The following is a 24,878-nucleotide window of genomic DNA, read 5'->3' on the forward strand; positions in this document are numbered from 1 at the left end:
CTGCAAGGGCGGTGCTGCGCACGCTCGACGCCGTTTCGAGCCCCGCAACGGCGGTGCTGCGGCCGACCGGGGCCGTTTTTGGACCCTGCGGCGACGGTGCCGCTCGCGAGATACGGCTCTCCGATGGCCGTTCGCGCGCGGACATCCCGTGCTTGGCGCCACCAACGCCGGTCTGGTACCTGGGCGCGACCGACCGACCCCTGCACGGAGGCCCATGCCAGCCCGGACGAAGAAGGCGCGTCCCGGAATGCGGCTGCAGCGCGGCGCCTCGGTGTTTGGTCGCCGCCGCCGCGGTCGATACACGCCTCGTGCAGGAGAGCGTGCGACGACTCGAGGGGGCCCACCGCGAGTACGTCGACGCGCAGCGACGGGTCGACGCCGCCGAGGCCGCGCTCGACGCCGCGCGCGTTCGCGTTCGGGAGCTGCGCGCCGTCCAGGGCGATGCCCTCGAGACGCTCGCGTGCACGTTGGTCGTCGACGGCCACGGTCGGAAGAATCCGTTCGCGGCGTTCGGCGCGCCGTCGCCGGGCACAATCGGCCGCCTCGCCGTGACCGACGGCGCCGCGGCGATCGCGCGCCTCGTCGAGGCGGTGATGCGGCGGAGCGACGCGAGCCCGCGGAGCGTCCAGGCGGCGCGGGCCGCGCTCGATGCGGCATGCGCCGTCGAGCAGGCGGTCGAAGCGATCGCGCGGCTCGAGGACGACGCCCGCGCTGCCCGGGTGACGCGGGATGCGCTCGGCGTGTCGTGGGATGCGGCGCTCGCGGCGCTCCAGTCGAAGGCGCGCGCGGCTGCGGACGACGGCGCGCCGCACCTCTACGCGACGCCGTCCCCGCCGACGCGGCGTCGCATGCGGCGTGGGGCGGCCCATGATCCTGCGCCCGGCATGGCGGGCGGCGACGCGCGAGACGGGCGATAGGAGTGCCGAGCGGCCCGCCGGGATGGAGGCTCGAGAGGGGGTCGACCCGTGACCCGTGAGGTCAGGCCATCCCGAGGCGCTCGCGGCCCTCGGGCGAGATCATCTGCGGGTTCCACGGCGGGTCCCAGACGATCTCCACGTTCGCGTCGGCGACGCCCTCGAGCGCGATCAGCTTCTGGCGCGCGTCGGCGGCGATCGCGCCGCCCATGCCGCAGCCGGGCGCGGTGAGGGTCATCTTGACGTCGATCTGGCTGCCGTCGTCGCCGGGCGAGATGGCCATGTCGTAGATCAGGCCGAGGTCGACGATGTTCACCGGGATCTCGGGGTCGTAGCAGGTGCGCAGCACCGCCATGACCTGGTCCTCGAGCGTGGCGTCGGCGTCGTGCTCGACGGGGGCGATGGGCTCCTTGCCGATGGCGTCGCCGTCCAGGCCGGCGATGCGGTAGAGGCCGCCCAGGGCGGGGATCTGAAGCGTCCACGAACCGCCGAGCGCCTGCGTGATGATGGCCTCGGTGCCCTGCTCGATGGTGACGACATGGCCGGCGGGGATCGCGACCGCTTCGCAGTCGCGCGTGAGCTCGATGCGCTCCATGGGCGGGATATTGGCGCCGGCGATCCGTCGGCGCAAGGCGCGGCTTGACCCCCGCGAAGGCCGGGGCCTACAAGCCCGCCGACCATGGACCTCGAGCTGAGCCCCGAGCAGACGCTCCTGCGCGACAACGCCCGCCGCTTCCTCGAGCGCGAGATCGCGCCGCTGGTCGCGGCCCAGGAGGGGCAGGGCGCGCTGCCCGACGGCATCTACGCGCGCCTGGTCGCGCCCGGGTTCGTCGGCGCCACGGTGCCGGCGGAGCACGGCGGGCACGGGCTCGACTTCACGTCGTACCTGGTGCTGGTCGAGGAGCTGGCCTACTGCTGGGGCTCGCTGCGCAGCTCGGTGACGACGCACAACATGGTCGCCGGCATCATCGCGGACGCCGCCGGCGGTGCGCTGCGCGCGCGCTTCCTGCCGCCGCTCCTCGACGGCCGCCGCATCGCCTTCTTCGGCCTCACCGAGCCGAACGTCGGCTCCGACGCCAGCGCCGTCGAGCTGGTCGCGCGCGAGGACGGCGACGCGGTGTGCCTGTCGGGCACGAAGACGCTCATCACCAACGGCACCATCGCGCAGACCGGCGTCGTCTTCGCGCGCCTCGGCGACCAGGGTCCGACGGCGTTCCTCGTCGACCGCGACGAGTCGCCGTTCGAGGCGCGCGCGCTCGAGAAGATGGGCAACCTGGCCACGCCGCTCGCCGAGCTGTCCTTCGATGAGGTGCGCGTGCCGAAGGCGAATCTCCTCGGCACGCCGGGCAAGGGCCTGCGGGTCGCGCTCGCGGGGCTGGCGCGCGGGCGCTGCTCGGTCGCATTCGCGGCCGTGGGGTTGGCGCGCGCCGCGCTCGACGCGGCGGTGCGCTATGCGCGCGAGCGCCGGCAGTTCGGCAAGACGATCGGCGGCTTTCAGCTGGTGCAGGAGATGATCGCCGAGATGGCGACGTTGACGGATGCGTCGCGTCTCATGAGCTATCGCGCCGCGGCGGCGCTGGAAGCGGGGAAGAAAGGCATCCTCGAGTCGTCGCAGGCGAAGCTGTTCGCCACCGAGTCGGGGTTGCGCGTCGCCCACCTCGCGATCCAGGTGCACGGCGGCTACGGCTATACGCGCGAGTTCCCCGTCGAGCGCTTCTACCGCGACCTGCGCCACCTGACGCTGGCCGAGGGCACGACGCAGATCCAGCAGCTCGTCATCGGCCGCGAGCTGCTCGAGATCGACGCCATTCGCTAGCGCTCGAGCTTCTTGGCGAGGGCTTCGAGCTTGCGCCGCGTCTCCGGCGACAGGCGCTGCGCGAAGGCCTCGGGATCCGATTTGCCGCTGCCGACGATCGCGGTCATCGCGGTCGGATCGCCGCCGGTGCTGGCCACCAGCTCCGTGAAGATCGCTGCCGTCAGGTCGCTCAGCTCCTGCTGGAGCTCCGGCGAGGTCTGGAGCGCACCGAGGCGCTCGTCCTGCGGTCCCGCGGCGTCGGGCGCCGTCTGGCGCAGCGAGCCCAGCGTCGCGGCGAGCGCGTCGGAGACGACCGGATCGGTCGGCTCGGCGGCTCCGCGATGCGGGAAGGCGAGAAGGACTCCCGTGAGGGCGGCGGCGACGAGCGAGCGCGTGCGCATGCCGGTGGGGCTGCAAGGCACGGGCCACGGGCACCGTGCGCCGCGCCGTGCCCTCGCGGCGCGGACGCGACGCGGCGATGACGCCGCGGTGCAGGGCGGGACGCCGCAGCCGCCGCGGCGCTTGCCCGGCCGCCCCCGGGGACGCTACTCCCGCCGCACGATGCGACTCGCAGGCAAGGTGGCCCTGGTGACCGGGGCGGGGCAGGGACTCGGCGAAGCCATCGCGCAGCGGCTCGCGCGCGAGGGCGCCGCCGTCATGGTGAACGATCTGCGCGATGAGACCGCGGGGCGCACGGCCGAGGCGATCCGCGCCGCCGGCGGCCGCGCAGCGGTCTTCGCCGGCAGCGTGACCGATCCGGCGGTCGTGACGGCGCTCGTCGAGCGCACCGTCGCCGAGCTCGGCGGGCTCGACGTCCTCGTCAACAACGCCGGCATCACGCGCGACAAGCTGCTGCGCGACCTGACCATCGAGGACTTCGACGCCGTGCTGAACCTGAACCTGCGCGCCACGTTCCTCGTCTGCAAGGCGGCGACGCCGCACATGGTGAAGAAGGGCTGGGGCCGCGTCGTCAACATGAGCTCGCGCGCCCATCTCGGGAACAAGGGTCAGACGAACTACTCGGCGTCGAAGGCGGGCGTGATCGGCTTCTCGCGCTCGCTGGCGTTCGAGCTCGGCAAGTTCGGGGTGACGGTGAACTGCATCGCGCCGGGCGTCATCGCGACGCCGGGCGTCACCGAGCTGCCCCACTACCAGACGCTGGTCGATCGCGTCGCCCCGACCCTGCCGATCCCCCGCCTCGGCACCGCCGAGGACGTCGCCGGCGTGGCCGCGTTCCTCGCCAGCGACGACGCGGCCTACGTCACCGCCGAGACCATCCACGTGTCGGGCGGGCGCTACTGATCCGGCCCCGAGGTTGACAGCCGGGGCGGCGCCCGTCATTCCCTTCGCCGCGCGATGCCCGACCGCTTCCCAGGCGAGTGGCCCCCGCGTCGTCCCCCGCCGGGTGGCGACCCCTTCGCCGAGCTGCGTGATCTGTGGACGCAGATCCGGGCTCGCATCCCCGGCGGCGGGGGCGGTGGCGGCGGCCGTGGCGGGGTCGTTCCGAGCTTCGGATTCGGCGTGAACCCGTTCCTGGTCCTGGCCCTCGTCGTCGCCGCCTGGCTGCTCACCGGCATCTACATCGTTCGCCCCGACGAGCGCGGCGTCGTGTTGCGCTTCGGCCAGGTCGTGCGCGAGACGGAGCCCGGCCCGCACTACCACCTGCCGTGGCCCATCGAGCAGGTGCTGCGCCCGAGCGTCACCGCCATCCGCAAGGAGGAGGTGGGCTTCCGCACCCTCTCCGCCGGCCCGCCCGCCGACTACCGCGAGGTGCCCGCCGAGGCGCTGATGCTGACCGGCGACGAGAACATCGTGAAGCTCGAGTTCATCGTCCAGTACAAGGTCCGCGCCGACGCCACCGGCACCACCGACTTCCTCTTCAACGTGCGCGATCCCCAGGAGACCGTGCGCGCCGTGGGCGAGGCGGCGATGCGCGAGGTCGTCGGACGCACGAAGATCGACGACGCGCTCACCGAGGGCAAGGAGCGCGTCCAGCTCGACGCCCAGAAGACCATGCAGGACGTCCTCAACCGCTATGGAACGGGCGTCGAGGTCGTCACCGTGAAGCTGCAGGACGTCGACCCGCCGAACCAGGTGTCCGACGCCTTCAAAGACGTGATCAGCGCGCAGCAGGACAAGGAGCGGCTCATCAACGAGGCTCGCGGCTACGCCAACGACGTCGTGCCGCGTGCCCGCGGCGTCGCGGCCCAGCTGATCAACGAGGCCGAGGCCTACCGCGAGGCGAAGGTGCGCGAGGCCGCCGGCTCCGCGCAGCGCTTCGTCGCCGTGCAGGAGGCCTACGCAACGGCCCCGGACGTGACACGACGGCGGCTCTATCTCGAGACCATGGAGCAGATACTGCCGAACATGAACAAGATCGTGATGGACGATCTGTCGGGGAAGCAGGCGGTGCCGTATCTCCCGCTCGAGCCGCTTTTGCGCAAGCCGAGCACGTCCAGTGGAGCTGCGCCCTGATGGATCGACGCTGGCTCGTCGTCGGGGCGCTCGTGGGCGGCGTCGTTCTCGCGTGGAACCTCTGCGTCTTCGTCGTGCCGCAGTGGATGATGGCGATGGTCGTCCAGCTCGGGAAGCCGGTGCGCGTCGTCTACGAGCCGGGGCTCTACTGGAAGATCCCGTTCGTGCAGAGCGTCAGCTACTTCGACAAGCGCCTGCTCGACTACGACGCCACGCCGAAGGAGCTGCTGACGCGCGACAAGCAGCAGCTCGTGGTCGACAACTACGTCCGCTGGCGCATCCTCGATCCGCTCCAGTTCTTCCGCACCGTGCGCACCGAGTCGGGGGCGCAGTCGCGGCTCGACGACATCGTCTACTCGAACCTCCGCGAGACGACCGGCCGGCACACGCTCACCGAGATCGTCAGCGGCAAGCGTGCGGGGCTGATGGAAGAGGTCACCGCGCGCAGCGACGAGAAGGCGCGCGAGTACGGCATCCAGATCGTCGACGTGCGCATCAAGCGCGCCGATCTGCCGGAGAAGAACGAGCAGAACGTCTTCAACCGCATGCGCACGGAGCGCGAGCGCCTGGCCAAGAAGTATCGCGCCGAGGGCGACGAGGAGGCGCGCAAGATCCGCTCGGAGGCCGACAAGGAGGTGCAGATCCTCCTCGCCGACGCGCGCCAGACCTCGGAGATCGCCCGCGGCACCGGCGACGCGCAGGCGACGCGCGTCTTCGCCGAGGCGTACGGCCGTGATCCCGCGTTCTACGAGTTCCAGCGCACGCTCGAGGCCTACGGCAAGACGCTCGGCGAGAACACGACGATGATCTTCTCGCCCGACAGCGAGTTCTTCGCGCTGCTCCAGCGCAGCGCGCCCAGCCGGTCCGTCCAGACGCCCGCCGCGGGCCGGTGATCCGCCTTCTCCTCGTCGTCGCGTTCATCCTCGCGCTCGTCCGCGTCGTGCGGACCCTGCTCCGGCCGCGCGTCCCGGCCCCGCCGCCGGGTGCGTGGGACCCATGGGCCGTGCTCGGCGTGCCGCGCGGCGCGTCGCGTGACGAGATCACGCGCGCGCACCGCGAGCAGATGAAGCGCTATCATCCGGATCGCGTCGCCGACCTCGGGCCCGAGCTCCAGCAGCTCGCGCACGAGAAGACGGTCGCCCTCCAGCGCGCCTACGACGAGCTCACGCGGGGCTGACGGCGCCGCGTCCCGCCCGGCGGCCGATGCCGCCGGCGAGGCACGGCGTCAGACGGCGCTCAGGCGTACTTGAGCCACACGGCCGCCTCCGGCGTGAGCACACGGAACGTCATGCTCTCGAGGAGGTAGAAGCAGACCGACGTGGCGCTGTGGTGCAGGTAGCCGATCGAGATGTCCTGGCCGACGGTGAGCTCGAAGTCGCCGCCGCGCGTGGTGAGCACGACCGCGCCGTCGACCGAAGGCGCCCAGACGACCGGACCGCCGACCACCTGGCGCACGACCTCGAGCACCGGATAGCCGCCGCGGCTCATCGCCTGCATCAGGCCGGTGTAGCAGCGCGGCCCGAGCGCGATCGCGTACGTGCCGCCGACGCCGGCCATGCGCAGCACGCGCGTCGCTTCGGCGACGGCGCGCGGATAGTGCTCGTAGTCGTTCGGGATCGTGATCGGCGCGTGCGGCGACGCGTCGACGATGCCCTCGATGCCGGCGGCCTTCCAGCCGTGGAAGACGGCCTTGTCCTCGGCGCGGGCGATACGGATGGCGGCCTGCACGAGGGGCTCGAGATCGGGATCCGGCGCGCCGCGCTCCGCGGTCTCGAGCTCCTGGCGGGACAGCTCGAACACCGAGCGCAGCTCGGTGAGCGGCTGGACCTGCCGGATCGCGCCCTGTACGCCGTCGACCGCCGTGCCCTCGAGCGGCTTCACGCGGCCGAGGTTCACGGCGCTCTTGCGCCAGCCCTTCGGGCCGACGAAGTCGAGCACCTGGCGGGCGGCGAGGTTCGGGGTGAGGGCCTGCTTGGCCTGCTCGTCGATCAGCTCCCAGGCCTTGGACGAGATCGGTGCGTGGCGTCGGAGGAGGTCTTCCATGGTCGGGGCGTCTTCCTATCTCGCGTGGAGGTGCTTGAGGCTGCCGATGCCGAGGGAGCCGTCGCCCGCGGCGCCGCCGGCTTCGTCGCCGTCGTCTCCGCCGCCGTGCTCGGTCGCTTTCTCCACCGCCAGGATGGAGCCCTCGGTGAACAGATAGGTGCGCAGCACCTCGTCCAGCTTGGGGTCTCGACGCCGGAGCCACTCCAGCGTCATGGCGGCGTGCTCCTTCTCCTCGTCACGGTTGTGGGCGAGGATCGCCTTCAGCGCGTCGTCGTCGGTGGCGTCGACGCGCTGGTCGTACCAATCGACGGCCTCGAGCTCCTCGCCCAGGGACGCGATCGCGCGATGGCGATCGATGGTCTCCGGGCGCAGGCGCTGCTCGTGCAGTCGGTCGCTCGCGGGCATGGGAGCCATGTCTTGCAGGTTCGATGCGAGAGTCAACCACCGGGCTGCCTGGCGTCGTAGAACGTCGTCGTCTAGATCCGCCGTCGAGCACCCGCGATGGACCTGACCGCCGTCACGCTCACCGAGCTGCGCTACGTCGTCGCGATCGCCGAGACGGGGCACTTCGGGCGCGCCGCCGCGCACTGCCACGTCACCCAGCCGACGCTCAGCGCGCAGGTGAGGAAGCTCGAGGACAACCTCGGCGTGCGCCTCTTCGAACGTGGCAAGCGGGTGCGGCCGACGCCGGCGGGCGAGCGGGTGGTCGAGCGCGCGCGCGCCATGCTGGCCGAGCTCGAGGCGCTGGGTGACGTCGCACGCGGGCATGCCGAGCCGCTCGTCGGCCCGCTGCGCCTCGGCATCATCCCGACGCTCGGGCCGTACCTGCTGCCCTGGCTGCTGCCGCGTCTGGCCGACGCCTTCCCGAAGCTGCGGCCCGTCGTTCGCGAGGGCCTGACGGCCACCCTCGTCGACGATCTGCTGGCGCACCGCCTCGACGCCGGCCTCCTGGCCCTCCCGCTCGAGGCGCCGGGCATCGTCGCGACGCCGCTCTTCCGGGAGCCGTTTTGGGCGGCACTGCCGCCCGGACATGCACTGGCGGGACGGCGGCGCGTGCGCGAGGCCGACCTCGCCGGCAGCCGCCTGCTGCTGCTCGACGAGGGGCACTGCCTGCGCGACCAGGCCCTCGCGGTCTGCGGCGACGCCGACGGCCGGCGCGATGGCGACGACTTCCGCGCCACCAGCCTCGAGACCCTGCGGCATCTGGTCGCGGCCGATCTGGGCGTCACGCTGCTGCCTGCGTTGGCATTGCGTGCCCACGACGGCACCGTCACGCGCCCGCTCGCCGGCGCGCACGCCGGCCGCACCATCGGCCTCGCCTGGCGGCGCAGCTTCCCACGTGCGGACGCGCTCGACGCGCTCGCGACCTTCGTGCGCACGACGCCGCCTCCCGGCGTGCGCGCGATCCGCGTCTAGCCGGCGCCCGCGGGCGATGTCGGAAAGGCGATACGAATCGTCACTCGTCTGACACGCCGCAGCAGCGCGCCGCCGTATAGACGCGGTATCCATCGAATGAATCTCGTCACGCGAAGCCGATCACGGTCGGTACGATGGTTGCTTCTGCCGATCGGCAGAATGATCCAGGAACACGTCGATGCGCGCGCGCGGTCGAGCCGCCGGCCGGTGCGCGGCGTCCTCAGCGAAGCGACGGCCGACCGCCTCGCCCAGCTCGAGACGTTGCCCGTCCTGCGTGCCCTCGCCCGCGGTCAGCTCGACCGCTCGGCCTACGCCGATCTCCTCGAGCGGCTCCTCGGCTGGTATCGCCCGCTCGAGTACCGGCTCACCATGGCCGCGCGCCGACTCGACCTCGCGCTCGACCTCGACGCCCGCCGGCGCGTGCCGCTGCTCGAGCGCGACCTGCGTCACCTCGGTCGCGTCGGCCGCAACCCCGCCGAGGTGACGACGTGCTGGGTGCTGCCGTCCGTCGAGACGCAGGCCGACATCCTCGGCGTCCTGTTCGCGCTCGACGCCGCGACCCTGAACGCCCGCCGCATCGTCCCGGCGCTGACGGCGTGTCTCGGCGACTGCGCCGGCGCCGGCACCGACTTCTTCCGCGCCGCGGCCGCCGACGACGGCATGCCCGGGCTCGACGCCCTCCTCGACGCCACGCCGGATCGCGCCGCCACGCGGCGCGCCGCCTTCACGACGCTCTCGACGCTGGAAGCCTGGCTGACGCTCGCCTGACCCCGCTACGGGTCGAAGCGCGCGCGCAGCGCCGGCGGCAGCACGGGACACGCGTCCGGCGGCGGTGCGAACAGGCGGTGGCGCACGCGCGCGACCGCGTCGTACGCGGCGTCGAGAACGCGCGTCGGCAGCACGCCCGCGGCGGCGGCGAGGACGCTCCAGGGTCCGCCGAGCATCCGGCCGATCGCACGCAGCGCGGCGCTGCGCACGTGCAGCGCGCCGTCCGGCGTCCGCAGCACGATGCTGTCGGGCAGCGTCGCGCGGGCGGCGGGCGGCACGAGGGCGTCGAAGGTCTCGCCGTGGAGCGGCGCGAAGCGGAAGGCGCGCCCGGTGCGGTCGCGGGCGAGCACGAAGCGCACCGCGCGATGACAGAGGCCGCATCCGCCGTCGTAGAACAGCGTGGCGACGCCCGTCGCCGTCGCGCCCGCCACGCTACTTCTCGAGCTCGTCGCGGATCGAGAACATCTTCTGGCGCGCCTCGACGATGTAGACGTCGAGGTTGCGGCGATGGTTCGCGATCACGCTCGCGGGCCCGCCGTCGAGCACGACGACGGGCTTCAGGACCGCCGCCCGGCCGAGCGCGTCGGCGACCTCGGTGAACAGCTGCTGGAGCTCGGCCCGGCTCGCGATCTCCTGCTCGTACTCGCGCGCGGTCGCGAGCGTGAGATGGTGCAGCACGTGGGCCATGCCCTGCGCGTAGTAGAAGTAGTCGTCGGTGCGCCACGGCGGGATGCTCCCGCCGTCGCTCTCGCGGTCGCGATAGAGCATGCCGTGGGCGTCGCCCAGGAGATCGGTCCAGGACTGGAAGAGGCGGATCAGCTCGGCGTTGCGGCGCGCGATCGGCTTCGAGGTGGGCGGCGTCGTCCGCAGGCCGGCGACGTAGGCGCGCATCGCCGCCGTGCCCTCGCGGAACTTGCTCTCGGCCGACGGCAGCCAGAAGCGGGTGGCGTCGTTGCGGAAGGCGGTGTCGGCGACCACGAGGTTGGGATCGAACTCGGTCGCGGACACCTTGGTGAGATGGTCCTTCAGCACGCGCGTGCTCTCGCGGATCGCCTGGAGGATGCCGAGCTGGCGGTTGGCGTTGTTGTCGGCCATCGCCGACGGCCCCCACAGGACGAAGTCGTTGGGGCGCCAGCCGGTGCCGCCGTTCAGCTCGTGATCCATGATCGCGGCGACGGTGGTGCCGAACACCTCGCCGCTCACGATCGGCCGCTCGCGCGGGTACTCCGCCGTCACCGACATCGGCAGCACGTCGTGGCGCTTCTGCGTGAAGTGCAGGACCAGCGGCACGATCAGGATCAGCAGCAGCACGACGACCGGAATCGCCACCGCCGCCTGGCCGCGGCTCGCCTGCGAAGCGCCCATGTCGAGCGGGGTAGCACGCGGGCCGAGAGCCGGAAAGCGCGGACGGCGTGACGATCCCGGGGGCCGCGTGCCGGTCCTCCTCGTCCTCTCTCCTCGCCGCCGGCTGCGGCCTCGGGCCCGCCGCTGGGCCGCGCCGCCCTGGTCGTCGATGTGCCGCGCCGACACCGCCAGCCGCCACCGACCCGCGCTGGCACGTGCAACGCTGCCCGACCGCTCGACCCACGCGTGGCGCGCGCTGTCGCGGCTGGGGCTCACCTGCCTGGTGCGACGTTGCGGGCGTTGTCGCGATCACCGCGAGCACCTCGTCGGCCTCCTGGAACCGATAGATGGTCTCCGAGAAGTCGCGCGCACCCGGATCGCTCCGCGGACGGAACGCGATCACGAGGCGAGCACCCGGGCGCAGGACGCATCGCAGCTCGCGCAGCTGCCGGAGCGGTTCGTTCCAGAAGAAGTAGATCGTGTGCACGCAGTACGCACGGGCGAAGCCGTCGGGGTAGGGGACTGCGTGCCGTCGCCCGGCAGCAGGCGCACGTGCCCGGCGGCGATGGCGAACATGTTGGCGTCGCTCGCCATCGTGCGCATCTCCTCGGACGGATCGATGCCGACGAGGATCGCCCGCAGCACCTCGCTGGCGAGACATCGGCAGTGGGCTCGCCGGTCGGTCCTTGCACGGCGCGGCTCGCCGCGCACGAGCCATACGATTTTGGGATAGCCTATCTCGGGATGCTCGCTTAGCCCCGTCGGCGGCGCCGGCGGACATGAAGAGCGTCCATTCGCAGCGATACGGCGAGTTCCTGGTGCGTCTCAGGCGCGCGCGCCAGGAGGCTGGGCTCAGCCAGACTGCGGTCGCCGGGGCTTTGGGGCGGCCGCAGTCCTTCGTTTCGAAGTGCGAGTCGGGCGAGCGCCGCATCGACGTGATCGAGCTCGAGGACTACGCCGCGCTCTACCGTAAGCCGGTCGCCTACTTCCTCGAGGCGCCCGCGACGCGGTTGGGGCCAAAGAAGAAGGAGCCGGCGCGCCCCGCGGGGCCGTCGGCGGCTTCGATTGCGCGGGAGCGGCCGGCCGCGCGGTACGAGCGAGTGCGACGGCCCAGAACGCCGCGGCGCTAGGTCTTCGGTGTACAGCCCGCAGATCGTGCTGGCCGATGGGGCGCGCCCTGTGGCGCGGTGCCGGCGAGCAGGTCACCTCGCTTGCCCGGGCGCCCCGCGGTCCCGACGCCAGCGAGCTTCGCGGCGCCGGTGTCCGCCTGGCGCGCGCGCTCAGGAACAGACTGGTGCGCTCGGTCTCCGACTCGCTGCCAATAGCTAGCCATACTGATTGTATCCATGAAAACTCGCCGGGCAGACGCCGACGACCGTCCACGCGGACGGCGTCGACCCCGGCCCGGCGACAGTCTCAGGTCATGGGTTGATGATGGACGGTACGCAGAGGCTCTCTTCCTTGATCGCCATGACGCCAAGCTGGCCGAACGCATCGCCGGTGTTGATCGCCGGGATGCGTGCGAACACTGGATCGGGCCAGATCGTTGGAAGGAGCGGCTTCGCCGCCTTGACTTGATGGCACAGCAAGGCAGCCGTGGCGCTCTCGACGCCGGCTCCGTCGATGCTGCTCGCCACGCACAGGCGTCGGGGCTTCCCTACGGCGAAGAGCTTGCGAATCTTGAAATAGTCGTCGGGGAGGGCGCTGTGAACCACGGCATAGACCGCCTTCGCCAAGCCACGGCTCCCCTTCGACGGCTTCACGTCGTAGCAACGGAAGGTATCGACATCATGGTCGACGGGATTCGGAGGAGCGACCGGACCCAGGTACGAGGTCTGGGCGGGAATCAGCACAGTGCTGGGTTTCACCGTATCCAACGTCACGGCGCCGAATCGATTCGAAACCCGGAGCCCGACCTGCCGCATGTGGAAAGGCGTGGCAGGCGTTTTTCTGAGGGTATATTCCATGAGAGAGATCGACCGGTCGGCGATGTCGTCGCCGGCGGTCGTGGCCGGCGAACAGAGTGAGTTGTGCTTGTTGACGCCGTAGCTGCTCGTCTCGATCGCATCGTCGAAGGCGAGCGACGGCACCGGCACGAAAGCAGGCGACCAGGCTTCGCGCTTGTCCTTGTAGCAGAAGAACGTATCGGCTGGGGTGAGCGAGGCGAGCAGCGCCTCCTGCTCGACGGCACCGATGTCACACCGGGACAGCGTATCGCCGTTGCCGTCCACGGGACGGGCGAACCCGCGCTGGTCGAGTCCGGGGCAGTACTCGGCCGCATCGATCGCGGGGCTCCCTGGAAGCAGCGGCATGCTGTCGGTTGCTCCCCCGTTCGGACCGAGCGCTCCCAGAAGGGGGTCGACGCCGACGACGTTGCCCGTCTTGGTTCCCTTGACGGTGCACCCGGCGACCGTCTCGATCAGGTTGTAGCCGTCGGACGTCACTGTCCCGAGACAATCCATCCCCTCGTTCGCGACGTTGTCGCCGAGGAGAACGGCTCGGAACGTCGCGCGCCCCCCGAGCTCGACGAAGATGCCGCCGCCGCCACCATGGCCACTGAGATCGCTATCGGCGGTATTCCCCGCGATGGTCGAGTTCACGGCGATGAGACGCCCCGGAATCCCGGCGCTTCCAGGCCCGTCGACGAACACCCCGCCACCGTCTCCGGTCGCGTGGTTTCCACTGACGGTGGTGTTCGTCATGAGCACCACGGCCTGCTCATCGACGCGTAGGCCTGCCGCCTCGTCGCTGGTGTTTCCGGCGATGAGGCTGTCGTCGATCGTGACGCGCGCAAAGCCGGAGATCCCGACTCCGCCAACGTAGTACGTGCCGACGTTGCCGGTGATCGCGACGCGGCTGAGGAAGACCTCCGAGTCGTGGGCGTCGAGACCGCCGGTTGGGCTGGTATTCCCCGTGATGCTCGTATCGCTGATCTCGGCCTGGCTGCCGAGGATCGCCATTGCGCCGCCGAATACGCCCGCATCGTTGTTGGTCACCGTCGCTCGCGCGAGCGTCAGGTTCCCGGAAAGGAGGAATAGCGCGCCACCCGACACGCCGACTTGGTTGTCTTCCATGACCACGTCGGTGAGCCAGGTACGCTCGGCGCTGAAGATCGCGCCGCCTTCCAGCTGGGCGTAGTTCGCGCGGAGGACGACGTCCTGGATCTCGAGGTCTCCTTCGTTGAATACGGCGCCTCCCGCTGGAGATTGCGGGTGAACCCCGTCATCGACGGCCAGGCCACCCTGAAGCGTGACTCCCGAGAGGGTCGTCCGGCCTCCAGTGATGGTCAGGAAACGGAACGCCGGAGCCGAGCCATCACGCTCGATGGTGGTGGCGCCCGACCCGGCGCCGACGAGCGCGATGTCCGACGTGATCGTCGGCAACCCGGACGGCCCCCACGGCTCGCTCGTCGCAACGGCCGTCAGGACGTACGCGCCTGCGGCGAGATTGATCGTGTCGGCTTCCGGCGTGCCGTTGGCGCTGTCGATGGCCGCAACGAGGGCGGCCACATCCCCGGCGCCGATGTCGAACGTCGCTGCGTGCAGCCCGGCGCTCCAGGACAACGCGGCCGCCACCGCAACGATAGTTCCTCGTGAAAGCATGTCAGTCCTCCTTTTCAGTATGCCGCGCCGTACACATCGAGCCTGGGCAGCTTGTGGTCGGGACAAAAGCCGCGAAGTCGACGGAACGTCCGATTATTCGAGCCTCCGGCTGTCGTTTGTTCCTAGGCCCCGGCTTGTGCGGCGAACGAGACCGTCAGCGCCCATCAGGGGCCTTCTGCTCCTGCCCGATGAACAAGTGACATCGAGGATCAGGTGCTATCCTATAATGGGATATTGCCGCAAGAGAATTCTGGTGCGGTAGCCGGTCCGTTCTGACGGCTCGCATGTGCTGGCGGGCGAGGTCTCGCGGGCCGTGACGCACGTGTCGCTGTACGGCGTCATCTTCTACGTCGTGGTGGTGTGCTTCGGCCTGGTGCCGCTGCCGTCATCGCTGGTGGCACTGCTGGCGGGGCCGATGACGGGGCTGCTCTTCGCCGCCATCGAGCTAGCGTTCACGCTCCGCACACCGGCGGGCCCGATAGCGCCGAGGTCATCGCGTCGATGCGCGAGGGCCGACGATCTACTTCGACTCCTGCTACCTTGCGAAGCTCTATCTCATGGAGCCGGGCAGCCCGAGGATGCGGACCCAGGCCGAGGCCTCCGACGGACTGGCGTGCTGCTCGGTCGGTCGTGGGGAGATGATCACGGCGTTCCAGCGTCACTTTCCGGGAGAAGCGCCTCATGCAGCGGGAGTTTCGGCAGCTCGCAGCCGATCCCGACACCGGCTTGTGGACCTCGCTATCCGTGACGTAGCCCGACGGATGTCTTTCCTGTCGGCGAACATGTTCCTCGGCGCAGCCGATGCGCTACACCTGGTGCCCGTGCGTCGGAGGCGGGGCTGCGCGAGATCTACAGCAGTGATCGCCATCTGGTCGCCGCGGCACCGCATTTCGGCCTGCGACCGGCCACGTGTAGACCGGGTTGCGCAGCGAGCAGCGGCTCTGCGGCGCGTCCGGCGTGGCGAGCCGCTCGAAGTCACCGACCGCGGCCGTACGGTGGCCATCCTGGCACCAGCCACGACGAGGAACGCGCTCGACGCACTCGATGCGGCGGGACGGCTCACCCGTGGCGTGGGAGACCTGCTCGAGCTGTCGCCGGTGCGCACGCCCGCGCGCCCGGAGCGACCGTCGACGCGGCTCGCTCGCCTGCGCGACGACGAACGCTGATGCTCTATCCTGGATTCGTCGGCGCTCGTGAAGCTGGCCGTCGTCGAAGCCGAGTCGACGGTCCTGCGCGCTCGGCTGCGGCGCGACCCGGTTCGCGTGTCCTGCGCCTTCGCCCGCACGGAGGTGTTGCGCCCCGTGCGACCGACCGGGCCGGTGGCCCTGGCCTCCGCCCGGCGCGTGCTGCGGCGTCTCGATCTCATCCGCGTCGACGATGCACTGCGACGCTGCGGGCATGCTCGAGCCCATCGGCTGCGCTCACTCGATGCGATCCATCTGGCGGCGGCGCAGCTCGTGGCGCCATCCCTCCACGCGGATCGTCACCTACGATCGGCGCATGGCCGAAGCCGAGGCGCTGGGCTTCGTCGTAGACAGCCCACGGTGGTACGCCCTGAGTGGTGACCACACCCGCATCCGTCGATGCTCGGGCACTCCAGGATAGCGCGTGCGAGCGGGGGGAGAGGCGGAGCCGCGCCGCCTGGGCCAGACCAGCAACGTCCGATAGGCCGGGCTCGGTCAACTTCCCAGGGTTGTCCTGCCTACGGGCCGCGCCTGCCCCCCACGAGCGCCGACTAGCTCGCCGCCTCGGTCTCGCCCGCCGGCGGCACCACGAGCACGAAGCGGTCCTGCTTGCCGTACTCCATCGCGTCGGCGGTGGTCGCGGTGAGGACGTCGAGGCGGAAGCCCTTGATGGCGCCGCCGCAGTCCTCGGCCCTGTACCAGCCGAGGCCCTCGATCCATACCCACGAGCCGTAGGGGATCAGCTTCGGGTCGACGGCGACGATGCGCTCCTTGGGGTCGGCCTTCTTCATCGTCGCGGTGAAGCCGTCGTTGAACTTCCCATAGTCGGGGTGTCTCGGGATGTACTTCGTCACCGTGAAGCGCCGGCCCCACGACTTCGTGCCGACCGACGGCGCCTGCTGCGTGGCGGAGAGGATCGAGTCCTGGCTGCGCGCGAGCGCGGCCAGCGCTGCCTGCGACGGCTCGAGCGCCGCGCGGCACGTGGCGTGCTCTTCGTTCGTGGTGTCGAGCACCGCCTCGAGGCGCAGGCCCCAGGCCGTGCTCGACGCCGCGGCGAGCCCGAGCCCGCTCGCCAGCGCGACGGCCAGCACCGCGCGCCGCCGGCTCTGGCGGCGCAGACGCGCGACCTCGTCGCGCAGGCCCGTGAGCTCGCGCGGGTCGATGACGACGGCATGTCCCCAGTCGTTCTGCATGGTTGTGCTGCGCGTCGGGTCCAAGATGCGTGCCGACGTGCGGCTGCGCGGCCGCCGGCACATGGCGCACGCGCCGTGCGTGCGGCCATGCACCGCGGCCGCTGCGGCCAGCAACCGCGAGGCGTCGGGGCGCAGGTGCGGGCGACGGCGCGTGGGACGCGCATGGCGGGGGCGCGCCGGCAGGTGCGTGCGCGCATGCGCGGCGTGACGCAGCCGACGTGCTCGGTGCGGCGCGCTCGGCCGTGGCGGGTGCCGATGCGGGCGCGCGAAACGTCGTGCGCTCCTGCGCGCGTCGTGGACATGCACGATCGCCGCTGGTAGCGCTCTCGCATGCGCTGCGCGCGCGCGCTCGTCGTCATCGCTCTGCTCCTCCACGTGATCGGCACGGGCGTTCGGGCCGAGGACGACGACGGGTCCGACGGCGCCGGCGTCCCCGGGCGCGCCAAACGCCTCAGGCAGATCGACGATCAGGTGCAGCGCGAGGCCTCGCCCAACTGGGAAGAGCCCGATCCGCTCGACGAGGAGCACGACGACTTCGACGACCCCGACGAGCGGGACGACGCCGACGACGACGGCGAGCCGGAAGATCCGTACGACGACGGCGAGCACGAGGAGGAGGCGCCGCAGCCGGTGGACCTCGACGAGGCGCCCGTGCGCCGTCCCAAGGGACCGCTCGACCGCAGCCCGATCGGCACCGCGCTCGGCCCGGGATCGGCGGCGGCCGACGACGACGACTGATCTTGCGGGGGCGGCGCGAAGCCGATAGCCAGCCCCGATGACCTTCGACCCCTGGCTCCTCGCGCTCGTCGGCATCGTGCTCGTCGCCCTCGGCATCGGGCTCGGCATCTCGATCGGCCGGCGCGGCGACGCGCGTTCCCGCGCGCTCGAGGCCGAGCTGGCGCAGGTCCGCGAGGATCGCGCCCGCTACCAGGAGCAGGTCGCCCAGCACTTCGGCCGCACCGCCACGCTCTTCCGCGATCTCACCCAGCAGTACGGGACGCTGTGGCAGCACCTCGCGAGCGGCGCGCGCGACCTCTGTCCCGAGCGGGTCGCCGCGCTGGAGGAGCAGCTCGGGCAGGCGCCCGTGCTGCTGACGAGCGAGCCGGCGGCCGCGCCCGAGCCGGCCGTCGACGACGGTGCGCCGGCGGCCGCCGCTGCGCCGCCGGCCGCCGCCGCGCCGTCGGCGGCGACTGCGTCGTCGCAGCCGGCGGCGCCGCAGCCCGCCGCGTCCGCGAGCTGATTCAGCCCACGAGGACGAGCACGGCGCGCGCGATCCCGAGCCCGACGAGGGCCGCGATCGGCACGACGAGCCCGGCGAGGCGTGCCCGCGTCGCGTTGCGCGCCACCGCCTCGGCGAGCGGCGCCTGCACGAACGCGGGCAGCGCGGTGTACGTCGTCCACGTCTGCCAGCCGAGGCGCGCGTGGTAGGCCGCACCTGCGCCGGCGGTGACCACGGCGGCCCACAGGAAGGGGTCCGCGACGTCGTGTCCCGGAACCAGGAGCGCGCGGCCGACGTGATAGGCGAGGCCGAGACAGGCGGCCAGGGAGGCCGCCCACAGGCCGAGCGCGATCTGGCCGACGCCGCGCCGGGTCCAGGCTTCCTCCATGCGCTGCACGCCGTGGTCGACGACCTCCTTCGTCGCCTCCGCCGCGGCCGCGAGGATATTGCGGACGGCCAGCACCAGGGCGCCGAGCGCTGCGGCGTCGTCGGCGTAGCCGCCGACCGGGATCCAGTCGGGGACGGCGTCGGCCGGGTTCACGAGGTAGAGGAGGGCGCCGACGGCGAGCACCTTGTAGCCGGTCGGGACGCGGGGGTCGTTCACGTAACCCCAGCACTCGCGCGCGAGCTGGACGACCTTGGCGTCGCGCAGCCCGCGCAGCTTCGCGGGGAGGGCGGTGCGGAGGACCTCGACGTGCTCCATCGCGGCGCGAGTCTGGCCCGGGGCGTCGCGCCGTACAACCCGTCCCCGTTGTCAGCCACGACGGCATGGCGGTAGGACCGGGGCAGGGGAACGATGCTCGGCGCCGGCCGCCTCGACCACGACGTCACCCGCCTGCTCCGCGACCGTCTGCACGCCGGCGTGTGGCTGACGGTGTCGGGTATCCTGCTCTTCGCGGCCACCGATCCGGTCGTGCACCCCGACCGCCTCGTGCCGCTGTGGATCATCATCGCGGCCGAGCTCCTCGTCGCCGCGACGGCGCTGTGGCGGCTGCGCCATCCGCTGAGTGCGAGCCAGGCGATCGGGCTCGGCGTCCTCTTCGTGAGCTTCATGTGCCTGTCGACCGCGGCCTCGGGCATCGTCGCCGGCGACGCCGCCACGACGCCGGCCATCCTCCTCGTGCTGACGCTCGGTGCGGCGACGCTCCTGCCCTGGGGCATGCGTCCGCAGCTCGTCGTCCAGGCGGTCGCCACGGCGGCGATCCTGTGGAACGTCCACGCGGTGCTCGGGCTGGCGCAGGTCGCGTCGCAGCCGGTCGCGGTCGTGATGGGGGCGCTCGCCGGCGTGTACGCGGCGCACGTCTCCGAGCGTTATCACCACCAGCGGCGGCGCGCGGAGCAGGCCGAGGCCGAGCTCCACGCGCGCTCGCACCAGGCGGAGCTGGCGCAGGCGGCGCGGCTCAGCACCCTCGGCGGCATGGCGGCCGGGCTCGCGCACGAGATCAACCAGCCGCTCGCGGCGATCGTGAGCTACGCGCGCGGCTGCGCCCGGCGCCTGCGCGCCGGCGACCTCGGTCCCGCCGCCTTCGTCGAGGTCCTCGAGGAGATCAGCAAGCAGGCGATGCGCGCCAGCGACGTTCTGCGCCGCATCCACGACTTCGTCCGGCTCGCCGAGGTGCCGCGCTCGCGGCATGCGCTGAACGCGCTCGTGTACGAGGCCGTCGGCTTCTTCGAGGTGGAGGCGCGGCACCGCGGCGTCGAGCTGGAGCTCGACCTCGTGGTCGACGGCGTCACGGTGCTCGTCGATCGGGTACAGATCGAGCAGGTGATCCTGAACCTGGTGCGCAACGGCTTCGAAGCCATGGACCGCCAGGGCGAGCGCGTGCGCCGCCTCACCATCCGCACCTGGACCGAGGACGGCGCCGCCGGGGTCGCGGTCAGCGACACCGGGCCGGGGCTGCCGCCGGCCGTGCTGGCGCGGCTCTTCGATCCGTTCTTCACGACCAAGCGGGAGGGGTTGGGCCTGGGGCTGTCGATCAGCCGCTCCATCGTCGAGGCGCATGAGGGGCGGCTGTGGGCCGAGCCGCAGGCGCCGCGGGGGGCGACCTTCCTCTTCGTGCTGCCGGTGGCGGGGGTCGTCAGCTCGGCGGCGTGAGTGCCGCGTCCGGCTCTTCGCCCGCGGAACGTGTGGCTGCACCCGCGGTGGGCGCGACGAGCTACGCGGCAACCCCCGCCCCACGCAGCACCCGGCCCGGCAGCGCCCCCGTGTGCTCCCCGTCCCGCACCACGACGCACCCGTTGACGATCGTCGCCTCGATGCCCCGCGAGCGTTGGGAGAGGTTCGGCGCGCCGCCCGGGAGGTCGTGGCGGACCTCGGGGAGGTCGAGGTCGAGGCGGTCGAAGTCGATCACGTTGAGATCGGCGTAGGCGCCGGGGCGGACGAGGCCGCGATCGCGGATGTCCCACACCCGGGCGGTGGCGTGCGTGAGCTTGTGGACGGCGGCCTCGAGCGTCAGGGCGCGGCGCTCGCGCACCCAGTAGGCGAGGACGAAGGTCGGCACGCCGACGTCGCAGGTCTGGCTGGTGTGCGCGCCGGCGTCGCCGAGGCCGGGGACGCAGAGCGGGTGCGTGATCATGGTGCGCGCGGCCTCGAGGTCGAAGTTGAAGAGTGCGACCATGAAGAGGCGGCGCAGCTCCGAGTCGGCGAGCGCCTCGAGGATGACCTCGCCCGGGAGGACGCCGCGCGCGGCGGCGCGACCGACGACGCTGCGCGCGGGGGCGGTCTCGTAGCCGCGGACGCTGGGCTCGTCGAGCGGGAAGACGCGGTCGAGCGTCGTCATGCCGGCCATGATCTCGCCGCACGGGTCGAGGCCGCGTGCGAGGCGCGCGCGCACGGCGGGGTCGCGCAGCGCCGCGAGCACCTCGGCGTCGGGCTTCCCGAACAGCTCGCCGGCCTCGGGGAAGAGGAGCAGCGGCGAGAGCAGGCCGCCGAAGCCGAGCAGCAGCCCGATGCTGCGCGGGGCGACCTGCGGGACGATGTGGGCGCCGGCCCGCACCGCGGCCTCCACCGCCGCCAGATCCTCGCGCCAGGTGTCGGGGTAGTGGCGCGCCTGGGTCAGCGTGACGCTCACCGGACGGCCGGTCTCGCGCGCCGCCCAGACGATCTCGTCGAGGTCGCGCGCGAAGCCGCGCTCCGCCTCGCCCGCGGCGCCGTACGGCACGACCTGGAGCAGGCCGGCGCGGCGGCGCGCGAGCGGGGCGATCAGCGCGGCCAGCTCGCGCCGCGCGGCGTAGGTGCCGGGGACGGCCTCGCCGTCGGGCGCGCGGTGCATCGTCGTGCGTCCCGTCGAGACCCCGAGCGCGCCCGCGGCGACGGCCTCGTCGACCGCGGCGGTCATGCGACCGAGCTCGTCGTCGGTGGGCGGCGTCTCGCTCGCGGCACGCGTCCCCATCGCCCACACGCGCAGCGGCGCATGGGCGACGTACGCGCCGACGTTGAGCCCCGTGCCGCCGCGTCCGAGCGCGTCCAGATACTGCCCGAACGACTCCCACTCCCAGCGCATGCCGGCGGCCAGCGCGGCGCGCGGGATGTCCTCGACGCCCTCCATGAGGAACATGAGGTAGTCGCGGTCGGCCGGGCGGCAGGGCGCGAAGCCGACGCCGCAGTTGCCGACCACGACCGACGTGACGCCGTGCCAGCACGACGGCGTGCCGAGCCGGTCCCAGGTGAGCTGTGCGTCGAGGTGCGTGTGCACGTCGACGAACCCGGGCGTGACGAGCTTGCCGCGCGCGTCGATCTCGGTCGTCGCCGCGCCCGCGTGCGTGCCGACGGCGACGATGCGATCGCCCTGCACGACGACGTCCGCCTCGCGCGGCGGGCCGCCGCTGCCGTCGATCACCGTGCCGCCGCGGACCACGAGGTCGGCCTGCATGCGCGAGCGGCTAGCAGAGCGCCGTCGCGGCGGTCAACGCGCGGGGAGCGACCCGTCTAGGAGGGGCGTCAGCCGTCGCGGCGCCGCGCGAGCACCGCCGCCGTGAGCCGCAGGCCCTGGGCCGGTGTGCGCGGCCGCGCCTGCTTGGCGCGCGGCGCCGGATCGTCGCGGCGGGCGAGCGCGGAGCGCGAATCGGGCTCGTGCACGGGGCGGTGCATCGGCCGCGTGCGCAGCGCGCCCTGCGCGGCGAGCGCGATGCGCTCGCGCGCGATCGCGACGTACGCCGGCATGGTCTCCGCGCCCGCGGCGCGCCGGCCGTGCAGCACCGCGGCGCACGCCGTCGAGCCGACGCCGAGGTACGGATCGACGACGAGGTCGCCCGGCGCGGTCACCGCGAGCACGAAGCGCTCGACGAGCTCGACCGGGAACTGGCACGGATGGATCGTCTTCTCGACGTGGTTCGCCTTGACGTTCGGGAACACCCAGACGTCGCCGGGATTCTTGCCGGCCGGGTTGCCGGTGTAGGTGCCGGCGCGCGGCCCCTTCCAGGCGCGCTTGCCGGGGTACTTCTGCGGCACGCGCACCGGATCGAGGTCGAAGCGGTAGGGGTCGCCCTTGGTGAACCAGAGGACCACCTCGTAGCGTCCAGAGAAGCGCCGCGTGCAGTGCAGCCCGTGCGCGAAGTGCCAGACGATGCGATTGCGCAACCGCAGGCAGTCGTGCGCCGTGAAGTGCGACCAGAGGACGAGGTCGAGCGGCAGCACGGCGCCGTCGGCGACGTGGTTGCCGATCTGCCAGCAGAGGCTGCCGCCCGGTGCCAGCACGCGGACGCACTCCGCGATCACCGCCGCCTGCTCCGCCGCCCAGGCGTCCAGGGGCCGGCGGCGACGCTCGTAGACCTTTGCGAGATTGTAGGGCGGCGAGGTGATGACCAGCTGGGCACAGCCGTCGGGCATGGCTGCGAGCAGATGGCGGGTGTCGCCGGCGTGCAGGGAGACGTCCGCCTGGGCATCCCAGCCGTCGGCGATGCGCATGGGCCGCGCGTATAGCAGCCGGCCAATTGCCCGGCGAACGGCACGGCGGTTGCTTGTTGCGGCCCCCACGATCCCCCGGCAGCGTCGGGAGTGGGCGCCGCCGTGCCCCGGGCCTGCTCCGCCGTCACCGAAATGCCGTCCGATCCATCCCCCGACGCCCCCGCGGCCCTGCGCGCTGCGACGCTACCCCAGCTGCGGGAGCGGGTCCGTGCGGGCCTCGCCCTCATCGTGGTCGCGATCGCGCTGTTCGCGCTCGTCGACCTGGTCTTCCGCCCGCATCTCTTCGCGGCGCTGTTCGCGATCGCGGCCGGGCAGATCGCGCTGGTCGCCGGCACCTGGCTCGCGTTGCGACGCGCGGTCGGGTGGACGGCGACGGTGGTCCTGGTCCTCGGCCTCATGGCGCTGCTCTTCGTCAGCGGCGTCCTGTCCGACGCCGTCAGCGGCACCTTCGAGGCGACGGCGCTGGTGTCGCTCGTCGCCTGCCTCGTCACCGCCGCGCTGCTGCCGTGGGGCGTCGGGCCGCAGATCGCGATGACTGCGCTCGCGGGCGTGACCAACGCGGCCTCGCTGATCCTCGTGCGCGGCGGCTTCGAGGAGCTCGGCCACCTCGTCGCGACGGGGGCGGTGCTGCTCATCGGCGCGGTCTTCGCCGCCGCGGCCAGCGAGCGGGCGCGGCGGACGCGCTTCGTCGCCGACACGGCGCTCGACGCCGCCCGCCAGCGCGCCGAGGAGGAGGCCGCGGTCTCCGCCGCGCTGCTCGAGGTCTCGCAGACGCTCGCGGCGCACCTCGGCCAGCCCGACATGCTCGACCGCGCACACGCCGTCGCGCTGAAGGTTCTCGGCTGCGACTGGAGCACGACGTTCACGCTCGACGAGCGCCGCGAGGTCGTGCGCATGCTCGCCTCGGCGGGAAGCCGTCCCGCGATCCACGCCACCATCGCCGCGATGGCGTTCCCCGCCGCGGGGCTCGAGCAGATCGCGCGCGCCCATCCGGACGACCTCATCGAGATCCCGTCGCCCGACGCGCAGCCGTTCGTCGATCCGGCGCTGCTGCGCAGCATCGACGTCGCCTCGGCGATGTGCGTCCCGATCACCGTACGCGGCCGGATCGCCGGCGTGCAGGCACACGGGCGCCGCACGCGCACGGGTGCCTTCACGCCACTCGAGCGCCGGCTCGCGCTCGGCATGGCCCAGGCGACGGCGCTGGCGCTGGAGAACGCCCGTTTGATCTCGGACCTCCAGGCGGCGAGCCGTCTCAAGACCGAGTTCGTCGCCACGATGTCGCACGAGCTGCGCACGCCGCTCAACGTCATCATGGGCTACACCGACATGCTGCTCGAGGAGGCGTTCGGCACGCTCGCGCCGCCGCAGCACGAGACGCTCGCCCGCGTCGCGCGCAGCGCCGAGGAGCTGCTCGAGCTGGTGAATGCGACGCTCGACGTCGGCCGCCTGGAATCGGGTCGCGAGCCGATCGCGCGCGCCGCGGTCGACGTCGCCGGCATCTGCGGCGAGCTCGACCGCGAGCTGCGCCCGCTGGTCGCCGAGGAGACCACGCTCGTGTGGCGGCACGGCGGCCTGCCCGCGGTGCTCGCCGACCGCACCAAGCTGAAGACGATCCTGCGCAACCTCGCCGGCAACGCGCTCAAGTTCACGCGCGCCGGCCGCGTCGAGGTCGACGTGACCTGGGACGACGGCGTGCTCGAGGTCCGCGTCGCCGACACCGGCATCGGCATCGCCGCCGACCAGCTGCCCCACGTCTTCGACATGTTCCGCCAGGCGGACGGCTCGTCCACGCGCCGCTTCGGCGGCGTCGGGCTCGGGCTGCACATCGTGCGCCGCCTGGCCGAGCTGCTCGGCGGCTCGGTCGCGGTGACGAGCACGGTCGGCGTCGGCTCGACGTTCACGGTGCGCCTGCCGGCGCCGCCGGCGGCGCTGCGCGCGACCGGCAGCTGAGCGACAGCCGCTGACGCTTCGCCTGCGGTAGCCATTGCGGGTGCAGGCCGGGGTCCGCTACTCCGG

At 72.4% G+C, this 24,878-nt stretch carries 25 protein-coding genes and 2 pseudogenes; 15 read left to right on the plus strand and 12 right to left on the minus strand.

Going from position 1 to position 24,878, the window contains the following annotated elements:
• Nucleotides 1–320 precede the first annotated feature (320 nt).
• Complete coding sequence (locus KIT14_10940; GenBank protein ID MCW5891053.1) at nucleotides 321–917, plus strand: hypothetical protein; 597 nt, start codon at nucleotides 321–323, stop codon at nucleotides 915–917.
• A 61-nt stretch (nucleotides 918–978) separates the two neighbouring features.
• Here KIT14_10940 and KIT14_10945 read toward each other — a convergent pair whose 3' ends face one another.
• Complete coding sequence (locus tag KIT14_10945; protein ID MCW5891054.1) at nucleotides 979–1,509, minus strand: DUF59 domain-containing protein; 531 nt, start codon at nucleotides 1,507–1,509, stop codon at nucleotides 979–981.
• An 84-nt stretch (nucleotides 1,510–1,593) separates the two neighbouring features.
• Here KIT14_10945 and KIT14_10950 point away from each other — a divergent pair, with 84 nt between their 5' ends.
• A complete protein-coding gene (locus KIT14_10950) occupies nucleotides 1,594–2,730 on the plus strand; it encodes an acyl-CoA dehydrogenase family protein (protein ID MCW5891055.1) in 1,137 nt (378 codons plus the stop codon).
• Here KIT14_10950 and KIT14_10955 read toward each other — a convergent pair.
• Nucleotides 2,727–3,110 (minus strand): hypothetical protein, encoded by a 384-nt coding sequence (locus KIT14_10955; protein MCW5891056.1) that lies wholly within the window; start codon nucleotides 3,108–3,110, stop codon nucleotides 2,727–2,729. The two genes, KIT14_10950 and KIT14_10955, sit on opposite strands and share 4 nt — an antisense overlap.
• A gap of 160 nt (nucleotides 3,111–3,270) precedes the next feature.
• Here KIT14_10955 and fabG point away from each other — a divergent pair, with 160 nt between their 5' ends.
• Genes fabG through KIT14_10975 form a run of 4 tightly spaced genes read left to right on the plus strand, consistent with a single transcriptional unit; the run spans nucleotide 3,271 to nucleotide 6,361 of the window.
• Nucleotides 3,271–4,011 carry a 3-oxoacyl-ACP reductase FabG gene (gene fabG, locus KIT14_10960; protein ID MCW5891057.1) on the plus strand — a complete coding sequence of 247 codons (741 nt, stop codon included), beginning with the start codon at nucleotides 3,271–3,273 and terminating at the stop codon, nucleotides 4,009–4,011.
• Nucleotides 4,012–4,065: 54 nt separating this feature from the next.
• Entirely contained in the window at nucleotides 4,066–5,184 is a 1,119-nt protein-coding gene (gene hflK, locus KIT14_10965; GenBank protein MCW5891058.1) for an FtsH protease activity modulator HflK, read from the plus strand.
• Nucleotides 5,184–6,077 (plus strand): protease modulator HflC, encoded by an 894-nt coding sequence (gene hflC, locus KIT14_10970; GenBank protein MCW5891059.1) that lies wholly within the window; start codon nucleotides 5,184–5,186, stop codon nucleotides 6,075–6,077. Before hflK ends, hflC begins: the two co-directional genes overlap by 1 nt.
• On the plus strand, nucleotides 6,074–6,361 hold the full coding sequence (locus tag KIT14_10975; GenBank protein MCW5891060.1) for a J domain-containing protein: 288 nt from the start codon (nucleotides 6,074–6,076) through the stop codon (nucleotides 6,359–6,361). Before hflC ends, KIT14_10975 begins: the two co-directional genes overlap by 4 nt.
• A 59-nt stretch (nucleotides 6,362–6,420) precedes the next feature.
• Here KIT14_10975 and KIT14_10980 read toward each other — a convergent pair whose 3' ends face one another.
• Together KIT14_10980 and KIT14_10985 are read right to left on the minus strand one after the other, a co-directional pair.
• Complete coding sequence (locus KIT14_10980; GenBank protein ID MCW5891061.1) at nucleotides 6,421–7,227, minus strand: bacteriocin family protein; 807 nt, start codon at nucleotides 7,225–7,227, stop codon at nucleotides 6,421–6,423.
• 15 nt (nucleotides 7,228–7,242) lie between these two features.
• Complete coding sequence (locus tag KIT14_10985; GenBank protein MCW5891062.1) at nucleotides 7,243–7,632, minus strand: ferritin; 390 nt, start codon at nucleotides 7,630–7,632, stop codon at nucleotides 7,243–7,245.
• 96 nt (nucleotides 7,633–7,728) lie between these two features.
• On the opposite strand from KIT14_10985, the gene KIT14_10990 reads away from it, so the two are divergent.
• Together KIT14_10990 and KIT14_10995 are read left to right on the plus strand one after the other, a co-directional pair.
• Nucleotides 7,729–8,643: a LysR family transcriptional regulator gene (locus tag KIT14_10990; GenBank protein MCW5891063.1), complete on the plus strand. Its 915-nt coding sequence runs from the start codon at nucleotides 7,729–7,731 to the stop codon at nucleotides 8,641–8,643.
• Nucleotides 8,644–8,802: 159 nt separating this feature from the next.
• Nucleotides 8,803–9,411, plus strand: a complete 609-nt coding sequence (locus KIT14_10995) for a hypothetical protein (protein ID MCW5891064.1) — start codon at nucleotides 8,803–8,805, stop codon at nucleotides 9,409–9,411.
• A gap of 5 nt (nucleotides 9,412–9,416) precedes the next feature.
• Here the strand turns inward: KIT14_10995 and KIT14_11000 are convergent, their stop codons facing one another.
• The 3 genes from KIT14_11000 to KIT14_11010 all read right to left on the minus strand — a co-directional run bounded on the left by KIT14_11000 (nucleotide 9,417) and on the right by KIT14_11010 (nucleotide 11,400).
• Complete coding sequence (locus tag KIT14_11000) at nucleotides 9,417–9,842, minus strand: DUF393 domain-containing protein (protein MCW5891065.1); 426 nt, start codon at nucleotides 9,840–9,842, stop codon at nucleotides 9,417–9,419.
• 1 nt (nucleotide 9,843) lies between these two features.
• The gene (locus KIT14_11005) at nucleotides 9,844–10,776 is read right to left on the minus strand and encodes a DUF2333 family protein (GenBank protein ID MCW5891066.1); all 933 of its coding nucleotides are present in this window, start codon (nucleotides 10,774–10,776) and stop codon (nucleotides 9,844–9,846) included.
• Between the two features lie 378 nt (nucleotides 10,777–11,154).
• Nucleotides 11,155–11,400, minus strand: coding sequence for a hypothetical protein (locus tag KIT14_11010; GenBank protein MCW5891067.1), 246 nt, complete (start codon nucleotides 11,398–11,400; stop codon nucleotides 11,155–11,157).
• Between the two features lie 134 nt (nucleotides 11,401–11,534).
• Here KIT14_11010 and KIT14_11015 point away from each other — a divergent pair.
• Nucleotides 11,535–11,702 (plus strand): annotated as a pseudogene (locus tag KIT14_11015) (helix-turn-helix transcriptional regulator).
• Between the two features lie 474 nt (nucleotides 11,703–12,176).
• Here KIT14_11015 and KIT14_11020 read toward each other — a convergent pair.
• On the minus strand, nucleotides 12,177–14,357 hold the full coding sequence (locus tag KIT14_11020) for a hypothetical protein (GenBank protein MCW5891068.1): 2,181 nt from the start codon (nucleotides 14,355–14,357) through the stop codon (nucleotides 12,177–12,179).
• Between the two features lie 887 nt (nucleotides 14,358–15,244).
• On the opposite strand from KIT14_11020, the gene KIT14_11025 reads away from it, so the two are divergent.
• Both KIT14_11025 and KIT14_11030 read left to right on the plus strand, forming a co-directional pair.
• Entirely contained in the window at nucleotides 15,245–15,523 is a 279-nt protein-coding gene (locus KIT14_11025) for a prevent-host-death family protein (GenBank protein ID MCW5891069.1), read from the plus strand.
• Nucleotides 15,524–15,529: 6 nt separating this feature from the next.
• Nucleotides 15,530–15,962, plus strand: a pseudogene (locus tag KIT14_11030) (type II toxin-antitoxin system VapC family toxin).
• Between the two features lie 130 nt (nucleotides 15,963–16,092).
• Here KIT14_11030 and KIT14_11035 read toward each other — a convergent pair.
• On the minus strand, nucleotides 16,093–16,734 hold the full coding sequence (locus KIT14_11035; GenBank protein MCW5891070.1) for a 3D domain-containing protein: 642 nt from the start codon (nucleotides 16,732–16,734) through the stop codon (nucleotides 16,093–16,095).
• Between the two features lie 330 nt (nucleotides 16,735–17,064).
• On the opposite strand from KIT14_11035, the gene KIT14_11040 reads away from it, so the two are divergent.
• Both KIT14_11040 and KIT14_11045 read left to right on the plus strand, forming a co-directional pair.
• Nucleotides 17,065–17,472 carry a hypothetical protein gene (locus tag KIT14_11040; protein ID MCW5891071.1) on the plus strand — a complete coding sequence of 136 codons (408 nt, stop codon included), beginning with the start codon at nucleotides 17,065–17,067 and terminating at the stop codon, nucleotides 17,470–17,472.
• A 37-nt stretch (nucleotides 17,473–17,509) separates the two neighbouring features.
• Nucleotides 17,510–17,974 carry a DUF1043 family protein gene (locus tag KIT14_11045; protein ID MCW5891072.1) on the plus strand — a complete coding sequence of 155 codons (465 nt, stop codon included), beginning with the start codon at nucleotides 17,510–17,512 and terminating at the stop codon, nucleotides 17,972–17,974.
• 1 nt (nucleotide 17,975) lies between these two features.
• Here KIT14_11045 and KIT14_11050 read toward each other — a convergent pair whose 3' ends face one another.
• A complete protein-coding gene (locus KIT14_11050; GenBank protein ID MCW5891073.1) occupies nucleotides 17,976–18,656 on the minus strand; it encodes a DUF1232 domain-containing protein in 681 nt (226 codons plus the stop codon).
• A 93-nt stretch (nucleotides 18,657–18,749) separates the two neighbouring features.
• Here KIT14_11050 and KIT14_11055 point away from each other — a divergent pair, with 93 nt between their 5' ends.
• A complete protein-coding gene (locus KIT14_11055) occupies nucleotides 18,750–20,048 on the plus strand; it encodes a hypothetical protein (protein MCW5891074.1) in 1,299 nt (432 codons plus the stop codon).
• Between the two features lie 61 nt (nucleotides 20,049–20,109).
• Here KIT14_11055 and KIT14_11060 read toward each other — a convergent pair whose 3' ends face one another.
• Together KIT14_11060 and KIT14_11065 are read right to left on the minus strand one after the other, a co-directional pair.
• Entirely contained in the window at nucleotides 20,110–21,825 is a 1,716-nt protein-coding gene (locus KIT14_11060; GenBank protein MCW5891075.1) for an amidohydrolase family protein, read from the minus strand.
• Nucleotides 21,826–21,893: 68 nt separating this feature from the next.
• The gene (locus KIT14_11065; protein MCW5891076.1) at nucleotides 21,894–22,886 is read right to left on the minus strand and encodes a site-specific DNA-methyltransferase; all 993 of its coding nucleotides are present in this window, start codon (nucleotides 22,884–22,886) and stop codon (nucleotides 21,894–21,896) included.
• Between the two features lie 105 nt (nucleotides 22,887–22,991).
• On the opposite strand from KIT14_11065, the gene KIT14_11070 reads away from it, so the two are divergent.
• Complete coding sequence (locus tag KIT14_11070) at nucleotides 22,992–24,812, plus strand: HAMP domain-containing histidine kinase (GenBank protein ID MCW5891077.1); 1,821 nt, start codon at nucleotides 22,992–22,994, stop codon at nucleotides 24,810–24,812.
• Nucleotides 24,813–24,878 lie beyond the last annotated feature (66 nt).

The sequence above is a fragment of the bacterium genome (genome assembly GCA_026129405.1).
GTDB lineage: Bacteria > Desulfobacterota > Binatia > DP-6 > DP-6 > JAHCID01.